Source organism: Sabulicella rubraurantiaca, assembly GCF_017355885.1.
Classification (GTDB): Bacteria; Pseudomonadota; Alphaproteobacteria; order Acetobacterales; family Acetobacteraceae; genus Roseococcus; species Roseococcus rubraurantiacus.
In genome coordinates this window covers 19,208-32,288 of sequence record NZ_JAFEUU010000006.1, presented here as the reverse complement: position 1 = coordinate 32,288, position 13,081 = coordinate 19,208, and the positions used below count along the sequence as shown (strand labels likewise).

The 13,081-nt window shown below is 72.2% G+C and carries 17 protein-coding genes; 3 read left to right on the top strand and 14 right to left on the bottom strand.

The window, feature by feature from the left end; all coding sequences use genetic code 11:
• Nucleotides 1–9: 9 nt before the first annotated feature.
• The 6 genes from JTJ31_RS12100 to JTJ31_RS12075 form a co-directional block, all read right to left on the bottom strand.
• Nucleotides 10–396, bottom strand: coding sequence for a hypothetical protein (locus JTJ31_RS12100; protein WP_207538928.1), 387 nt, complete (start codon nucleotides 394–396; stop codon nucleotides 10–12).
• Nucleotides 397–479: 83 nt separating this feature from the next.
• Nucleotides 480–1,370, bottom strand: a complete 891-nt coding sequence (locus JTJ31_RS12095; RefSeq protein ID WP_207538927.1) for a sigma-70 family RNA polymerase sigma factor — start codon at nucleotides 1,368–1,370, stop codon at nucleotides 480–482.
• Between the two features lie 2 nt (nucleotides 1,371–1,372).
• Nucleotides 1,373–1,831, bottom strand: coding sequence for a carboxymuconolactone decarboxylase family protein (locus JTJ31_RS12090; RefSeq protein WP_207538926.1), 459 nt, complete (start codon nucleotides 1,829–1,831; stop codon nucleotides 1,373–1,375).
• Between the two features lie 75 nt (nucleotides 1,832–1,906).
• Nucleotides 1,907–2,701: a GNAT family N-acetyltransferase gene (locus JTJ31_RS12085; RefSeq protein WP_207538925.1), complete on the bottom strand. Its 795-nt coding sequence runs from the start codon at nucleotides 2,699–2,701 to the stop codon at nucleotides 1,907–1,909.
• Entirely contained in the window at nucleotides 2,698–3,096 is a 399-nt protein-coding gene (locus tag JTJ31_RS12080; protein ID WP_207539211.1) for a Fur family transcriptional regulator, read from the bottom strand. The genes JTJ31_RS12085 and JTJ31_RS12080 overlap by 4 nt, the downstream gene beginning before the upstream one ends.
• A gap of 62 nt (nucleotides 3,097–3,158) precedes the next feature.
• Nucleotides 3,159–3,584: a Ros/MucR family transcriptional regulator gene (locus JTJ31_RS12075; RefSeq protein ID WP_207538924.1), complete on the bottom strand. Its 426-nt coding sequence runs from the start codon at nucleotides 3,582–3,584 to the stop codon at nucleotides 3,159–3,161.
• A gap of 99 nt (nucleotides 3,585–3,683) precedes the next feature.
• Between JTJ31_RS12075 and JTJ31_RS12070 the strand changes: the two genes are divergently transcribed.
• Complete coding sequence (locus JTJ31_RS12070; protein ID WP_207538923.1) at nucleotides 3,684–3,902, top strand: sulfurtransferase TusA family protein; 219 nt, start codon at nucleotides 3,684–3,686, stop codon at nucleotides 3,900–3,902.
• On the opposite strand, the gene JTJ31_RS12065 is transcribed toward JTJ31_RS12070, so the two are convergent.
• The 4 genes from JTJ31_RS12065 to JTJ31_RS12050 are packed head-to-tail and all read right to left on the bottom strand — an operon-like array spanning nucleotide 3,889 to nucleotide 6,462.
• Nucleotides 3,889–4,329 carry a GNAT family N-acetyltransferase gene (locus JTJ31_RS12065; protein WP_207538922.1) on the bottom strand — a complete coding sequence of 147 codons (441 nt, stop codon included), beginning with the start codon at nucleotides 4,327–4,329 and terminating at the stop codon, nucleotides 3,889–3,891. The genes JTJ31_RS12070 and JTJ31_RS12065 overlap by 14 nt on opposite strands.
• Nucleotides 4,326–4,931, bottom strand: coding sequence for a tRNA (adenosine(37)-N6)-threonylcarbamoyltransferase complex dimerization subunit type 1 TsaB (gene tsaB, locus JTJ31_RS12060; protein ID WP_207538921.1), 606 nt, complete (start codon nucleotides 4,929–4,931; stop codon nucleotides 4,326–4,328). Before tsaB ends, JTJ31_RS12065 begins: the two co-directional genes overlap by 4 nt.
• Nucleotides 4,932–4,958: 27 nt before the next feature.
• On the bottom strand, nucleotides 4,959–5,798 hold the full coding sequence (locus JTJ31_RS12055; RefSeq protein ID WP_207538920.1) for an FtsX-like permease family protein: 840 nt from the start codon (nucleotides 5,796–5,798) through the stop codon (nucleotides 4,959–4,961).
• The gene (locus JTJ31_RS12050) at nucleotides 5,791–6,462 is read right to left on the bottom strand and encodes a cell division ATP-binding protein FtsE (protein WP_207538919.1); all 672 of its coding nucleotides are present in this window, start codon (nucleotides 6,460–6,462) and stop codon (nucleotides 5,791–5,793) included. The genes JTJ31_RS12055 and JTJ31_RS12050 overlap by 8 nt, the downstream gene beginning before the upstream one ends.
• Before the next feature lie 77 nt (nucleotides 6,463–6,539).
• Between JTJ31_RS12050 and JTJ31_RS12045 the strand changes: the two genes are divergently transcribed.
• Nucleotides 6,540–7,007, top strand: a complete 468-nt coding sequence (locus JTJ31_RS12045; protein WP_207538918.1) for a zinc-ribbon domain-containing protein — start codon at nucleotides 6,540–6,542, stop codon at nucleotides 7,005–7,007.
• A gap of 55 nt (nucleotides 7,008–7,062) precedes the next feature.
• Here JTJ31_RS12045 and JTJ31_RS12040 read toward each other — a convergent pair whose 3' ends face one another.
• Nucleotides 7,063–7,482, bottom strand: a complete 420-nt coding sequence (locus JTJ31_RS12040; protein ID WP_207538917.1) for a DoxX family protein — start codon at nucleotides 7,480–7,482, stop codon at nucleotides 7,063–7,065.
• A 93-nt stretch (nucleotides 7,483–7,575) separates the two neighbouring features.
• Here JTJ31_RS12040 and JTJ31_RS12035 point away from each other — a divergent pair, with 93 nt between their 5' ends.
• Complete coding sequence (locus tag JTJ31_RS12035; RefSeq protein WP_207538916.1) at nucleotides 7,576–8,484, top strand: LysR family transcriptional regulator; 909 nt, start codon at nucleotides 7,576–7,578, stop codon at nucleotides 8,482–8,484.
• A 110-nt stretch (nucleotides 8,485–8,594) separates the two neighbouring features.
• On the opposite strand, the gene JTJ31_RS12030 is transcribed toward JTJ31_RS12035, so the two are convergent.
• From JTJ31_RS12030 to JTJ31_RS12020, 3 genes are all read right to left on the bottom strand, one after another.
• Nucleotides 8,595–9,122, bottom strand: coding sequence for a biliverdin-producing heme oxygenase (locus tag JTJ31_RS12030; protein ID WP_207538915.1), 528 nt, complete (start codon nucleotides 9,120–9,122; stop codon nucleotides 8,595–8,597).
• Nucleotides 9,119–11,692, bottom strand: a complete 2,574-nt coding sequence (locus tag JTJ31_RS12025; RefSeq protein ID WP_207538914.1) for an HWE histidine kinase domain-containing protein — start codon at nucleotides 11,690–11,692, stop codon at nucleotides 9,119–9,121. Before JTJ31_RS12025 ends, JTJ31_RS12030 begins: the two co-directional genes overlap by 4 nt.
• 113 nt (nucleotides 11,693–11,805) lie before the next feature.
• Nucleotides 11,806–13,038 carry an MFS transporter gene (locus tag JTJ31_RS12020; RefSeq protein ID WP_207538913.1) on the bottom strand — a complete coding sequence of 411 codons (1,233 nt, stop codon included), beginning with the start codon at nucleotides 13,036–13,038 and terminating at the stop codon, nucleotides 11,806–11,808.
• Nucleotides 13,039–13,081 lie beyond the last annotated feature (43 nt).

The following is a 13,081-nucleotide window of genomic DNA, read 5'->3' as shown; positions in this document are numbered from 1 at the left end:
GCGGCCGCGCTAGCGGCGCGCGATCTCCACCTCGAGCGGCCCCGAACCGGCCTTGAAGAACCGGCCCGACGCGTTGCTCGTGTTGCGGGCGCCGTCGAGCTCGACCGTCATGGTGAAGTCGCACATGTGGCCGGGCTGGCCCTGAGCCTCGCGGCAGCTGCCCTTCCTGAACTCCACCAGGCGCAGGCTCGGCTCCGGGGCCTGGGTCGCGGCGGGCCGCCCGCCGGCGAGGCCGCTGGCCATGCCGCTCATCGTCTGGCGCATCTGCCGCATCTGATGTTGCTCGGCCTCGACCCGCTTCTCCACCGCGGTGCGCATCGCCGCTTCGTCCGGCTCGTCGCCGCATGCGGTCAGCAGCAGGCAGGGAACAGCAAGCGCAAGCAGGGGGCGAAGCATCGCGTATCCTTGTCGTGTCGGCGGGGAAACGAAACCTATCAGCCCGCCGCGATTCGGCGACAGCCGTCCCGCTCCAGGACGCTTCAGGGCAGCAGCCGCGCCCGCACCGCGCCGAGCTTGTCCGGGTTCCGCATCACGTAGATCGCGACGACCTGCCCATCGCGGATCTCCAGCGCGGTGGTCTGCGGCAGCCCGTCCGCCTCCAGCGTCACGAAGCCGGGCAGGGCGTTGATGCGGCCCAGATGCAGCAATTCCGGCGCTGCGCTTCGCTTGCGCGCCAGCCCGGCAAAGAACCGGCCCACCTTCTCCGCGCCCGCGATCAGGTTGCGTGCGGCGGGGCGGACACCGCCGCCATCCGTGTGCAGCACCACGTCGCGGGCCAGCAGCGCGCGCAGCGCCGCCTCGTCGCCCTCGCGCGACGCGGCGAGGAAGGCTGCGGCGATGCGCCGCGCCTCGGCCTCCGGCACCTCGCGGCGTGGTGCATCCGCGTCGAGCCGCGCCCGCGCCCGCTCGGCCAGCTTCCGGCACCCGGCCTCCGTCCGCCGCAGCAGCACCGCGATCTCCGCGAAGGGGGTGCCGAAGAGGTCGTGCAGGATGAACACCGCGCGCTCGGCGGGATTGAGACGCTGCAAGGTGAGCAGGAAGGCAACGGACAGGTCCTGCGCCCGCATCCGCTCCGCTTCCTGCGGCGGCTCCTCGGACTCCAGCACCGGCTCGGGCAGCCAGGGGCCGACATAGATCTCGCGCCGGTGCCGCGCCGATTTCAGGTGGTCGAGGCTGAGCCGTGCCGCCACCTTCAGCAGCCAGGCGCGCGGCACCTCGATGCGGTCGCGCTCGGCGGCGTTCCAGCGCAGGAATGCCTCCTGCGCGATGTCCTCCGCCGTCGCGAGCGAGCCGGTCATGCGGTAGGCGAGGCCCACGAGGTCGTCGCGCAGCGCGGCAAAGGGCGCGGCGACGTCGTCGGGCCCTGCCATGGTCAGGCCGCCCGCGCGGCGGGCAGGGCCGGGCTCTTGCGGAAGCCGATGGCCAGCCGGTTCCAGGCGTTGATCGAGGCGATCTGCAGGGACAGCGCCACGATCTCGGCGTCAGTGAAATGCGGCCGCAGCGCCTCGTACTCAGCATCCGGCGCGCGGGTGGTGGCGACCAGGGTCAGCGCCTCGGTCCAGGCGAGGGCGGCGCGCTCGCGATCTGTGTAGTGCGGTGCCTCCCGCCACGCATCGAGCAGCAAGAGGCGCTCCTCGCTCTCCCCGGCGCGGCGGGCGTCGCGCACATGCATGTCGATGCAGAAGGCGCAGCCATTCACCTGGGAGGCGCGCAGCTTCACCAGATGGATCAGCCCATGGTCCAGCCCGCTGCCGGCGATGGCGGCTTCCAGTCTCATCAGCGGCTGGAGCAGGGCAGGGGCGGTGGCGAGGAAGTCGAGGCGAGGGGTCATGGAACGCGTCCTTTGGGGGTTTCCATCCCCAGGACGAGGCAGCTTCGCGCGGCGTGACGGCGCCGCGCGAGTTTTTTAGCCCCCGTGCTTGCGCTCGTAGTGGCGGAAATACTTGTCGGTCACCAGGTCGGTCTTCACGACGACGCAGACATCGGTGGTGTTGAACGGGTGGTCCAGCACCGCGCCATCGCCGACGAAGCCGCCGAGGCGCAAATACCCCTTGATGAGCGGCGGCAGTTCCAACATGGCGCGCTTCGCGTCGAACCCGCCTTCCGGCAGCCGGTCCATCGGAATGTAGCGCTCCGGCACGGCGCGCGGCCGCAGCGCCTCAGGCGCCAGGTGATGATGGTGCAGGTAGGAAAGCTGCGCCGCGTTGCGATCCAGGTCGGTGCCGGGCAGGGAGGCGCAACCGAACATCAGGCCGATGCGGTGCGCGAAGACATAGGCTGCGATGCCCTGCCACAGCAATTGCAGCGTCCCGCGTGTGCGATAGGCGGCATCGGTGCAGGAACGGCCGAGTTCCAGCACCTCACCCGGGAAGTCGAGCACAGGGCGGATGTCGTACTCGTCCTCGGAATAGAAGCGGCCCAGCTTCGCCGCGGCGGGGCGGCGGATCAGCCGATAGGTGCCCACGACGGCTTCCGGCCCCTCGCCGCGGTCATGGTCCAGCACCAGCAGGTGGTCGGCCACCGCGTCATAGGCATCGGCGTCGCGGCCGCTCGCCGCCGTGGCGGCATCGGGGCGGGCACCCATCTCGCCGAAGAAGACGCGGAAGCGCAGTGCCTGTGCCGCCTCCACCTCGCGCCTGTCGCGGGCCAGCCGCACGCCGAGATTGCCGGAGCGCAGCTCCTCGAACATCACCTCGCTCATCCGCGTTTCGCCGGTGCCTTGCGCCCGAAGATCTCCAGACGGAGCTGCACGAGGTCGAAGCCCAGGCGCCGGGCGATGGCGCGGGCCAGCGCGTCATGCTCCGCGTCGGCGAATTCGATCACCGTGCCTGTATCCACGTCGATCAAATGATGGTGGTGGCCGCGATCGGCCGGGTCGAAGCGGGCGCGGCCGCCGCCGAAGTCGCGGCGCTCCAGGATGCCCTTTTCCTCCAGCAGGCGCACGGTGCGGTAGACCGTGGCGACGGAGACGCGGGCATCCAGGGCGGAGGCACGGCGATACAACTCCTCGACGTCCGGATGGTCCTCCGCCTCGCTCAGCACGCGGGCGATCAGGCGGCGCTGCCCCGTCATCTTCAGCCCGCGCTCGATGCACATGCGCTCGATCCGCGAGGGATCGGGGTGGTCGGCAGCGGGGCGGGCGGTGGCGGCGCGCAAGCTCAGCCCTTGGCGCCCTTGCGGCCCTGGGTCCCCAGCCCGATCTTCTTGGCCAGCGAGGAGCGATGCTTGGCGTAGTTCGGCGCGACCATGGGATAGTCAGGCGGGAGGGCCCACTTCTCCCGGTATTGTTCTGGCGTCATGTTGTAGGCGGTCTGGAGATGCCGCTTCAGCATCTTCATTTTCTTTCCATCTTCCAGACAGATCAGGTAGTCGGGCGTCACCGATTTCTTGACCGGCACGGCGGGAGTAAGCTTTTCCGGCTCCGGCCGAGGTGCAGGACCAGAGCCGAGATGCAAAAGCGTGCGATGGACTTCGGTGATCAGGTTGGGGAGATCGGTCACCGAGACGGAATTGTTGGAAACATGCGCCGAGACGATTTCGGCCGTCAATCCGAGCAGGTCCGCGCCGGCCGTTGTTTCGGACATGATCAATCTCCCTTCGTCTTGCTCCGAAGGGATATTCACTTTCTCCGCCGATCCGCAAGCCTCATCTTGAGAATTTCAAGTCATTTCCATGGAGTCCAAATGGAACGGTCCGATCATTGCCTCGACATCACGCGCGAGACATGCCCGATGACCTTCGTGCGGGCCCGGCTGCAGCTGGACCGCATGGCCTCGGGCCAAGTGCTGGAGCTGCGTTTCGCCGGGGAGGAGCCGCGCCGCAACCTGCCCCGCACCCTGCGCGAGCAGGGCTACGAGCTGCTGGAGGAGGGCGAGGGCGTGCTGTGGGTCAGGAAGCCGTGACGGGCTTCAGGGGCAGGCGCAGCACCGCCGCGTCGCGCCCCGCGCCGTAATAGCCCGGCCGCAGCCCGACGCGGCGGAAGCCCAGCGCGGCATAGAGCGCCAGGGCCGGGGCATTGTCCTCCTCCACCTCCAGGAACATCTCCTCCGCCCCCAGCGCGGCGGCGAAGGCGGCCGCGTCCTCGACCAGGATGCGTCCCAGCCCACGCCGCCGCATCACGGGCCGCACGGCGATTGTGATGATCTCCGCCTCGCCCCCCGCCGCGCGGGCCAGCACGAAGCCGCCCTCCCCGCTCAGGGCGAAGCAGCCGGGGCTTCCGAGCAGCGCGGCGAAGGCGGCTTCGTCCCAGGCCTCGCCGGGGGGAAAGGCTTCGTGATGCAGGGCGGCCAGCAGCGCCGCCTCCTCCGGTCCGGCCAGGCGCGGCGTCACGTGGTGGCCGGCGGCTCGACATAGAGCGGCTCCGCCGCGCGCGGCGCGACCTCGCCGCGCAGGCGGCGCAGCGCCACGCGCGCCAGTCCCAGCGCGCCAGGGCGCCGCACCGGGGTCAGCAGGATGCGCGCCCCTCGCGCTAGGAGGCGGGAAGCCGCGCGCGGCGCCGCATCCCCGGCGAGGCGCACCGGCCCCTCCGGCATCGGCAGCGCCGTCTCGGCCAGGGCGACGGCCTCGCCCGGCCCTTCCAGGAAGATCCCGCCGCGCCGGTTGTCCGTGGCGCTCCAGACCGGCCAGCCCTCTCCGCATTCCGCCGCCATCGCCTCACCGGCGGAAACCCCACAGAGCGGCAGGTTCCGCGCCAGGGCCAGGCCTTCCGCCAGCGCCAGCGCGGCGCGGATGCCGGTGAAGGAGCCGGGGCCGACGCAGACCGCCACCGCATCCGGCATCCCAGCCTCGGCCAGCACCGCCTCGGCCAAGGGGGGCAGGGCGGCGGGCTGGCCGTGGCGGCCGGGCTGGCTGCGCTCGGCCAGCACCGTCTCGCTGTCGCTCAGGGCGGCGAGGCAGCGATCCAGCGCGGCATCGAGAAGGAGGAGACGCATCGCGCCCCGCTTCGCACCCGCACCGGCTCAGGGCAAGCGGCGCAGCCAGGCGCGCAGTGTCAGCCGCGCCGTCAGCCAGCCGATCGCGGCGGCGGCGAGCGGCAGGGCGATCAGCCCCGCCCAGGGCAGGTCATCCCAGGCGGCGGGGCGCGACAAGGCGACCGGCACCGCCGCCCCGGCCAGGAACCACAGCGCCACCGCTGCCACCACCGTGCCCGCCGCCGCCCCGCCCAGGCACAGCACGGCGAGGCGCGCGGCGAAGCGCCCGGCGATGTCGGAATCCCGCGCCCCCAGCTCGTGCAGGATCACGATGGTCTCGCGCCGCGCTGCGATGCCGGCGCGCGTCGCCACCGCCACCAGCGCCGCCGCCACCGCCGCGATCACCAGCAGCAGCAGCAGCGACAGCGCCCGCAGCCCGGCCGCCAGCGTCACCGCCTGGGCCACGCTTTCCCCGCGCCCCTCCAGCCGGGCGCCGGGCAGGGCGGACACCGCCGCCTCCAGCCCCGCCCGGTTCGTGGGCGTCACCTCCAGGATGCGCGGCAGCGGCAGGCCCGGTACCTCACCCACCCAGGGCGCGAGGAGCTCGCGCATCCGCGGCTCGGGCACGGGGGTCACCTCGGCGTGGGGGGAAAGCGCCGCGATGGCGGCCCGGAGATCCGCGCCGGCGGGCAGCGTCACCAGGGCGGGGCCGGCGGCGCCCGCCTGCCAGCGCTGCGCCAATTGCCCGGCGCAATGTGCCCCGGCCAGCGCCAGGGCGGCGAGCAGCGCCATCGCCGCCACCAGCGCCGGCAGGAGCCGGTCGGCGAAGGCGCGCCGCAGCCCCAGCGGGTCGCGGCCGCGCAGGCCGCGCAGCGCCCCCCTAGCCATGCGACACCAGCCTTCCCTCCTCCAGCCGCAAGGCGGGGGCGGGGTATTCCACGGGCAGGGTCTCGCTGTGGGTGGCGACAACGACGGTGGTGCCCATGCGATGCAGCTCGCGCAGCAGGGCAATGACGCGCCGCGCCTGCGCCTCGTCGAGATTCGCTGTCGGCTCGTCCGCTACCAGCAGGGATGGCCGCGCCACGATGGCGCGCGCGATGGCGAGGCGCTGGCGCTCGCCGCCCGACAGGATCTCCGGCGGCTCCTCCGCCCGGTGCTCCAGACCGACCCAGCGCAGCATCTCTCCCACATCGGCGGTGAGGCGCATCTCCGTTACGCCCTGGATGCGGAGCGGCAGGGCCACGTTCTCATAGGCCGAGAGATGCGGCAGCAGGCGGTCATCCTGGAACACCACACCGATCCGACGCCTGAGCCCGGTCAGCGCCCGACGCGACAGGCGCGCGACATCCTCGCCCAGCACCTCCACCCGGCCTTCCGTGGCGCGCAGCGACAGGTGCATCAACCGCAGCAGCGAGGACTTGCCCGCGCCCGAGGGACCCAGCAGCCAAGTGAAGGAAGCCGGCTCCAGCGCGAAGGACACGCCCATCAGCCCCCATGCCGCGCGTCCGCGCGGCCCCCCGTAACGCACGCCGACCCCCGTGAAGCGAACCAATCCCCTGCCCCTCCTTCGGTCCCGTTTCGCGGGCCCCTTGTAGGCCACGGGGCCGGCTTGGCACATTCCGTCCCACGATGGACATCACCTGCCCGCATTGCGGCGCCGCCTACCGCGTGCCCGAGTCGCTTCTCGCGCCGGGCAAGAAGCTGCGTTGCTCCGCTTGCCGGCAGGATTGGGTGCCTTCGGGGGCCGAGCCTGCCCCGCCGCCCGAAGCGCCGCCACCCGGCCCTGCCCCAGCCGCGTCGCCTCCGCCGCGGCTGGAGGAGCCGCCCGCGCTGCGGCCCGAACTCCCGCCGCTGCCGCGTGGCCGGACAGAACTCGGCTCGCTTCCGCCGCCGCTGATGCCGGTGGCCGGGCCGCGCCCCATTCGTGACTTCGTGGAGGAACCGCCCCGGCGGCGCGGGGGGGCCGGGCTCATCCTGGCCTGGATCGCCAGCCTCGCCGTGCTCGGGGCGCTGGCGGCGGCGGTGCTGCTGCGCCACGAGGAGATCGCCCGGGCCTGGCCGCCCTTTGAACGGGTGAGCCAGTTGCTGGGCGGCTGAACACGAAAAACCCCCGCGCGGCGGGGACCACGCGGGGGTTCGGGGGAGCGGGCGCTCAGGCCGTCTGGGGCAGCGCCGCCGGGCGCCCGATGGGGAGCCGCAGGGCGAAGGAGCCCGCGCCCAGACCGGCCTGGGCCAGTGCCAGGACGGAGAGCAGGGCCGGGAATTCCCAGCCGCCGCCGGGCGAGGTGAACAGCCAGCCCTGGCCGGCATGCTGCCAAGTGGCGCCAAGCAGGATGGGCAGGACCAGCAGGCTGGCCGGGCGCACCAGCACGCCGGCGATCAGCGCCAGTCCCGCCGCCGTCTCGCCCAGCGCCACGAAGGCGCCGAGGATCGGGGGAAAGCCGAGCGAGCCGAAGAAAGCCATGGTCCCGCCCAGGCCGAAGCCCAGGATCTTCAGGACGAAGCCATGGGCAAGCAGCACGAGGCCGAGGGAGATGCGCAGAAGCGCGATGGCATGGGGCTGGGTGTTCATGGGAAGGGGTCTCCTGTTCCGTTGCCCAGAAGCTGCCGCCCCGCCGCGAACCCTTCCAATGGGAAAGGCGAAGCTCCATCATCACCGTCGCGAATGACCAACCTGTCCCAGCTCGACCTCAACCTCCTGCGCGTCTTCGATGCCGTGGCGCGCGAGCGCCATGTCACGCGCGCGGCTGAGCGGCTGGGCCTGTCGCAGCCCGCCGTCTCCAACGCCCTGTCGCGGCTGCGTGGCGCGCTGGGGGACGAGCTGTTCCTGCGTCGCCCCGGCGGGGTGGAGCCGACGGCCTTTGCCCTCGCCCTCGCCGCCCCGGTGGCGGAGGCGCTGGACCGGCTGGCCGAGACGCTGGCCGCCCAGGCGCCCTTCGACCCCGCGACGAGCCGCCGCGTCTTCCCCGTGGCCTTCAGCGAATACGCGGAGGCCGTGCTGGCGCCGCGCCTCCTCGCCCGGCTGGGACGGGAGGCGCCGGGCTGCCTGCTGGCCATCCGCCATGGCGACCGCACCAATGCCGAGGCGCTGCTGGAACGCGGCGACGCCGTGCTCGCCGTCGCGGTGCTACCGGAACCGGGCGCGCTCTACACCCGCATCCGCCTCCTGCCCGAGGCCTTCATGACGCTGATGCGCCCCGACCACCCGCTCACCGAGGGCGAATGGACGCTGGATCGCTTCCTGTCCACGCCGCAGCTTCTCCATTCCGCCAATGGCTCGCGCGACGGGGCGCTGGACGTGGCGCTGGAGGGGACAGGGCGGCAGCGGCGGCTGGGCGCGGTGGTCGCGCATCTCTCGGCCGTGCCGCAGATCCTGCTGCAGACCGACCTCATCATCACCCTCTCCGCCCGCCTCGCCGAGGCGATGGCCGCGTCGCACGGCCTCGTCACGCGCCCGACCCCGGTGGATGTGCGCCACACGCGGTTGTCACTGGTCTTCCATCGGCGGCTGGAAGCGGATGCCGGCCATGCCTGGCTGCGCCGCCTGATCTTGGCGGAAGCGCGCGAGGTGTAGTTCTCCCCACGAAAACGCTCGGCGTTTCCGCGGGGGCCCCGTTCTGTTGCTGATGTTCTGGCAGTTGCGCCACCTTGGCGGGGCCAAGCCGCGCCGCCGCCCAGAGGGTGCTAGGCAGTGCGCGCCGCGTCGAGGAAGGCGCCAAAGGCGGCGCGGGCGCCGTCGGCCGCTTCCTCGCGCCAGGCAGGGCCGGAATCCTCGGCCTCCAGCAGCGCGATGACCGCGCGCCACAAGCCGGCAGGCGCGGGGGTGCGGAGGAAGGCGCCCGGCCACTCTGCGGGCACTTGCCGCGCCAGCATCGCCCCGCCAAGGCGCGAGCCTTCCAGCACGTAGATCGCGCCCAGCCGCGCCGCCTCGCCCGGCGGCAGCGCGAGGGGAGCGGCGGGCGGCATCGCCTCGCCCAGCGCCGCGAGGTCGGCGCTGAGCAGGGGGCCACGCCCGCGCCAGGGTGGCAGCAGGGGGCCGGGGTCGAGGCTCCGTTCCATCGCCGGCAGGATGCGGGCCTGGGCGCGCAGGAAACGGGCATAGCCGTCGCGTCCCGTCAGCGCATAGGCGCCAAAGGCCCGGTCCACCGCGTCATGCGCCTCACGCGTCGCCTCGCGCAGGAAGAGGCGTGCGCCGGCTTCGGCCACGCTCACGGGCGGGCCGTGGTGGGCGTCCCGAGACGGGCAAAGGCGGCCAGCAGGCTGTCCGCCTCGAAGGGCTTCTGCAGCACCGGCACATTCTCCATCGCGTCGGAGATGAAGGAGGCCTCGCCATAGCCCGTGGCGAAGACGAAGGGCACGCCCATGGCCTGCAGCCGCTCCGCCACCGGCACGGAATTGCCGTGCCCCAGGTTGAAGTCGAGGATGGCGAGGTCGGGCCGCAATTCCTGCAGCAGCCGGAACGCCCCCTCGGCCGAGGCCGCCGTTTCCACCGAGCGGGCGCCGAGATTGATTAGCAGGTCCTCGGTCTCCAGCGCGATGATGAGGTTGTCCTCCACCAGCAGCACCGTGTCCGGCAGCCCCGTTCCGGAGGCAACGGGCGCGGCGGCGGGAAGGGGCCGCATTGCGCCCTCGCCCACGCCGTCGCGCAGGTGCTGCGCCGGCAGGGTGAAGCGCGCCACCAGCCCGTCGGGGCGGTAATCCAGCTCCGCCGTGCCGTTCAGCTCGTGCGGGATGGTGCGCTCGATGATGGTGGAGCCGAAGCCGCGCCGCGACGGCGCCCGCACGGGCGGCCCACCGCTTTCCACCCAGTCCAGCACCAGCGCGCCCAGCGCGTCGCGGCCGATGGTGACGCGGATCAGCCCGTGCGAGCCGAGCAGCGCGCCGTATTTCGCCGCGTTGGTGATCATCTCGTGCAGCACGAGGGCGAGGGTGGCCACCGCGCCCGGCTCCACCGTCACGTCGCCGCCCTCGATGATCAGCCGCTCGCGCGATACGCCCAGATAGGCCTCCGCCTCGCGCAGGATCATGCTGCGCAGGGAGACGGCCTCGCCGCTGCCGTCGTTGATCTGGTCATGCGCGCGCGACAGCGCCTGGATGCGCTGGCTCACGATGCGCGAGAACTCGGTGACCGAGTCCGCCCCGCCGCGGCTCTGCGACACGATGCCGCGCGTGAGGTTCAGGATGTTGCGGACGCGGTGGTTCAATTCCGCGATCAGCAATTCCTGCCGGTCCTGCGCGGCGTGGAAGGCGCGCTCCGCCCGGTCGGCCAGGCGCAGCGCCACTTCCAGCAGGGTGACCCGCAGCGATTCCGCGAGGGTGGTTTCCGTCAGTCCCCAGGGGAGGGAGCGGCCGCGCACCGTTTCCTCCCAGGCCTCGAAGCTCTTGCGCGGCGACAGGCGCAGCCCGTCCGCGCTGGGCTCCAGCGCCTTGGCAGGCCGCCCGGCCCAGGTGACCTTGCGCGCCGCCTCCTTGCGGAAGAACAGGATCCAGTCGCGGGGGGAGCGCGGCAGCGGCACGGCGAGAAGCCCGCTGCCGATGGCGGCGAAGGACGCGGCCGGCGGATGGACCGTGCCCAGCGAATCCGTCGCCAGCACCCGCCCCTCCGAGCGCATCTCCAGCAGGGTGACCAGCGAGTGCAGCGCTTCCTGCGACGGCACGTCGCCATCCGCCGTCACCCGCCCGCCGAGGCACAACGCCAGCCCGTCGGCCCCCATCTGCACGCGCAGCGGCGCGAGGTGGTCAACCAGCCCGGCAAGGCCGGAACCGCGCGACAGAAGCGCGTCGGCGAGGCGGGCATGGGTCTCGTAGGCCACGCGCTCCGCCACGCGCCCCGCCTCGCGCTCACGGCTTTCCAGCAGCCAGGACAGCATCTGGCCGAGGAAGTCGATCGCCGAGCGCTTGGCGAGGGACAGGGTGCGGGGCGTCATGTTGTGGCAGGCTAGCAGGCCCCAGAGCCGCCCCTGCCTCAGGATGGACACGGAAAGCGAGGCCGCGACATCCATGTTGCGCAGGTATTCGAGATGCACGGGCGAGACGGCGCGCCCCACGCTCATGGACAGGTCGAGCGGGAGGCCTGCCGCGTCCAGCGCCGGCACGATCGGGATGGGCGCGGCCGACACGTCGGCGATGACGCGGATCGTGTTGCGCTCATACAGCGCCCGCGCTTGGCGCGGGATGTCGGAGGCGGGAAAGCGCTGCCCGAGAAAGGAGCCTAGCCCGGCGCGCACCGCCTCCGCCACCACCTCGCCCGAGCCATCCTCGTCGAAGCGGTACATCATCACCCGGTCGAAGCCGGAGAGGGCGCGCAGGTGGCGCGTCACCGAGCGGCACAAGGCGGGGAAATCGGCGATGTTCTGCAGGCGCCCAATCGCATCGCGCACCGCGGCGGCGGCGCCCGCATCCTCCGGCACGTGGCGCTCGAACTCCAGCACGAAGCCGTCGGCTGCCATGTGCACCGCCACGTCCACGGGCGGCTTGCCGGGGAAAGCATGGAGACCGAGCAGCGACTCCACATGCGCCGTGCCCATCAGCATCTGCAGGCGCGAGCGGATGTCGTGCACCGCCTCCCCGTCCAGGAGGGCGCGGGCCTGGGTGCCGATCAGCGCTTCCGCTTCGATGCCGGTCCATTCGGCAGCATTGGCGGAGGCGCGGCGGATCTCCCAATCCGGCGAGATGGCGAGGAGGAAGCCGAAGGGCTGGATGCCGCCCAGGAGGTGGATCGGCTCGCGGTCGCAAATGGACAGATCGGCCGGGGTGGGGGCGCTGGGGCCGGTATTCTGCATGGTCCTGCCTGTTGCGCCGTGCCACGCCCAGGATGCGCGCAGCCCCGCCGAATGCAGCAGAAATTGCATGCCCAGTCAAAAAAGGCGGAACCGGGGCGAAGCCTCCGGCGATGTCACTCCGCCGGCTGCACGCGCGGTCCCGAGGGCTCCGTCCACAGCTCCGGCCGCAGCTCCTCTGGCCGGTTGGGGAAGAACAGGGAGCAGAGCAGCGTCACTCCCGCCACCCCGGCCAGCACCAGCATGGTGAGGGCGAGGTTGCCCGTCGCCTCGTGCAGGAAGCCGACCAGCGGCGAGGCGAGGGCGGCGCCCATGAAGCCGATGGTGAAGCGCACCGAATACAGCTTGGCGCGCAGCTCCGGCGCGACGTAGCGCGCGGTCATCGTCTCGTTCACCGTCACCTGGCCGAAGATCGCGGCGGCGACAATGGCGGAGACGGGCAGCACCGCCCAGCCCTGGAGGAAGGACAGTGCGAGCAGCCCCGGCACCAGCACCATCGCCAGCGGCATGAAGACCGATTTCAGCGTGCGCCGGTCGATCATCCGCCCCACCGTGTACTGCGTGACGCCGCCGCAGATCGTCGCCAGGAAGGCGAGCATGCCGACCACCGGCAACAGGTCGGGGCTGTCCGCCAGCCTTTCCTCCATCAGCTTGGGCAGCAGCAGGGTGAAGGCGTTGAAGACGAGGCCGGACACGGCCGCGATCAGAAGCAGCGTCAGCACGGCGCGCCGCACCACTTCGCGCGGGATCACCGGGAAGGGACGGGCGGAGATGCCGGCCTTGTGCGCGTCATAGGCGGGCTCGCGCATGTAGAGCAGGCCGATGGCGACGGAGAATAGCCCGGGCAGGACGAAGGCCCAGCGCCAGCCCAGCGTGGCGGCCAGGAAGGCAGTGACGACCGGCGCGAGCGCCACGCCGAGATTGCCGAAGACCCCGTTGATGCCCATGGCGCGGCCGACGCGGTCGCCCCCCGCCTCGGCGACGATGGCGGTGCCGATCGGGTGGTAGATCGCCGCAAAGGCGCCGAAGCCGGCCAGCCCCAGGGCCAGGGAGATCGGTCCCGTGGCGAAGCCGGCCAGGACGAGGGATCCGCCCGCCCCGAGGAAGAAGGCCACCATCAGCGCCTTGCGGCCAAACTTCGCCGCCAGATGCCCCATGGGCAGCGCCCCCAGCCCGTAGACCACGAACATGGCGGTGCCGAGGGCGAGGATCGGTCCGTATTCCCCGCCGAACCGCGCTGATTCCTGCTGCGTCATCGCAAGCACGGCGGTGGCGAGGATCAGCAGCCCATAATGGGTCAGGCTGTGGGCGGCGTTGATGAAGGCGATCTGGCGGGTGGTGGCGCTCATGGGCGCCAGTCTATGCTGTCCACCTCGCGACGTCCGGACGGAT

Coding starts and splice junctions, on each gene's coding strand:
- JTJ31_RS12100 (WP_207538928.1), bottom strand. CDS start 396: ATGCTTCGCCCCCTGCTTGCGCTTGCTGTTCCCTGCCTGCTGCTGACC.
- JTJ31_RS12095 (WP_207538927.1), bottom strand. CDS start 1,370: ATGGCAGGGCCCGACGACGTCGCCGCGCCCTTTGCCGCGCTGCGCGAC.
- JTJ31_RS12090 (WP_207538926.1), bottom strand. CDS start 1,831: ATGACCCCTCGCCTCGACTTCCTCGCCACCGCCCCTGCCCTGCTCCAG.
- JTJ31_RS12085 (WP_207538925.1), bottom strand. CDS start 2,701: ATGAGCGAGGTGATGTTCGAGGAGCTGCGCTCCGGCAATCTCGGCGTG.
- JTJ31_RS12080 (WP_207539211.1), bottom strand. CDS start 3,096: ATGTGCATCGAGCGCGGGCTGAAGATGACGGGGCAGCGCCGCCTGATC.
- JTJ31_RS12075 (WP_207538924.1), bottom strand. CDS start 3,584: ATGTCCGAAACAACGGCCGGCGCGGACCTGCTCGGATTGACGGCCGAA.
- JTJ31_RS12070 (WP_207538923.1), top strand. CDS start 3,684: ATGGAACGGTCCGATCATTGCCTCGACATCACGCGCGAGACATGCCCG.
- tsaB (WP_207538921.1), bottom strand. CDS start 4,931: ATGCGTCTCCTCCTTCTCGATGCCGCGCTGGATCGCTGCCTCGCCGCC.
- JTJ31_RS12055 (WP_207538920.1), bottom strand. CDS start 5,798: ATGGCTAGGGGGGCGCTGCGCGGCCTGCGCGGCCGCGACCCGCTGGGG.
- JTJ31_RS12045 (WP_207538918.1), top strand. CDS start 6,540: ATGGACATCACCTGCCCGCATTGCGGCGCCGCCTACCGCGTGCCCGAG.
- JTJ31_RS12040 (WP_207538917.1), bottom strand. CDS start 7,482: ATGAACACCCAGCCCCATGCCATCGCGCTTCTGCGCATCTCCCTCGGC.
- JTJ31_RS12035 (WP_207538916.1), top strand. CDS start 7,576: ATGACCAACCTGTCCCAGCTCGACCTCAACCTCCTGCGCGTCTTCGAT.
- JTJ31_RS12025 (WP_207538914.1), bottom strand. CDS start 11,692: ATGCAGAATACCGGCCCCAGCGCCCCCACCCCGGCCGATCTGTCCATT.
- JTJ31_RS12020 (WP_207538913.1), bottom strand. CDS start 13,038: ATGAGCGCCACCACCCGCCAGATCGCCTTCATCAACGCCGCCCACAGC.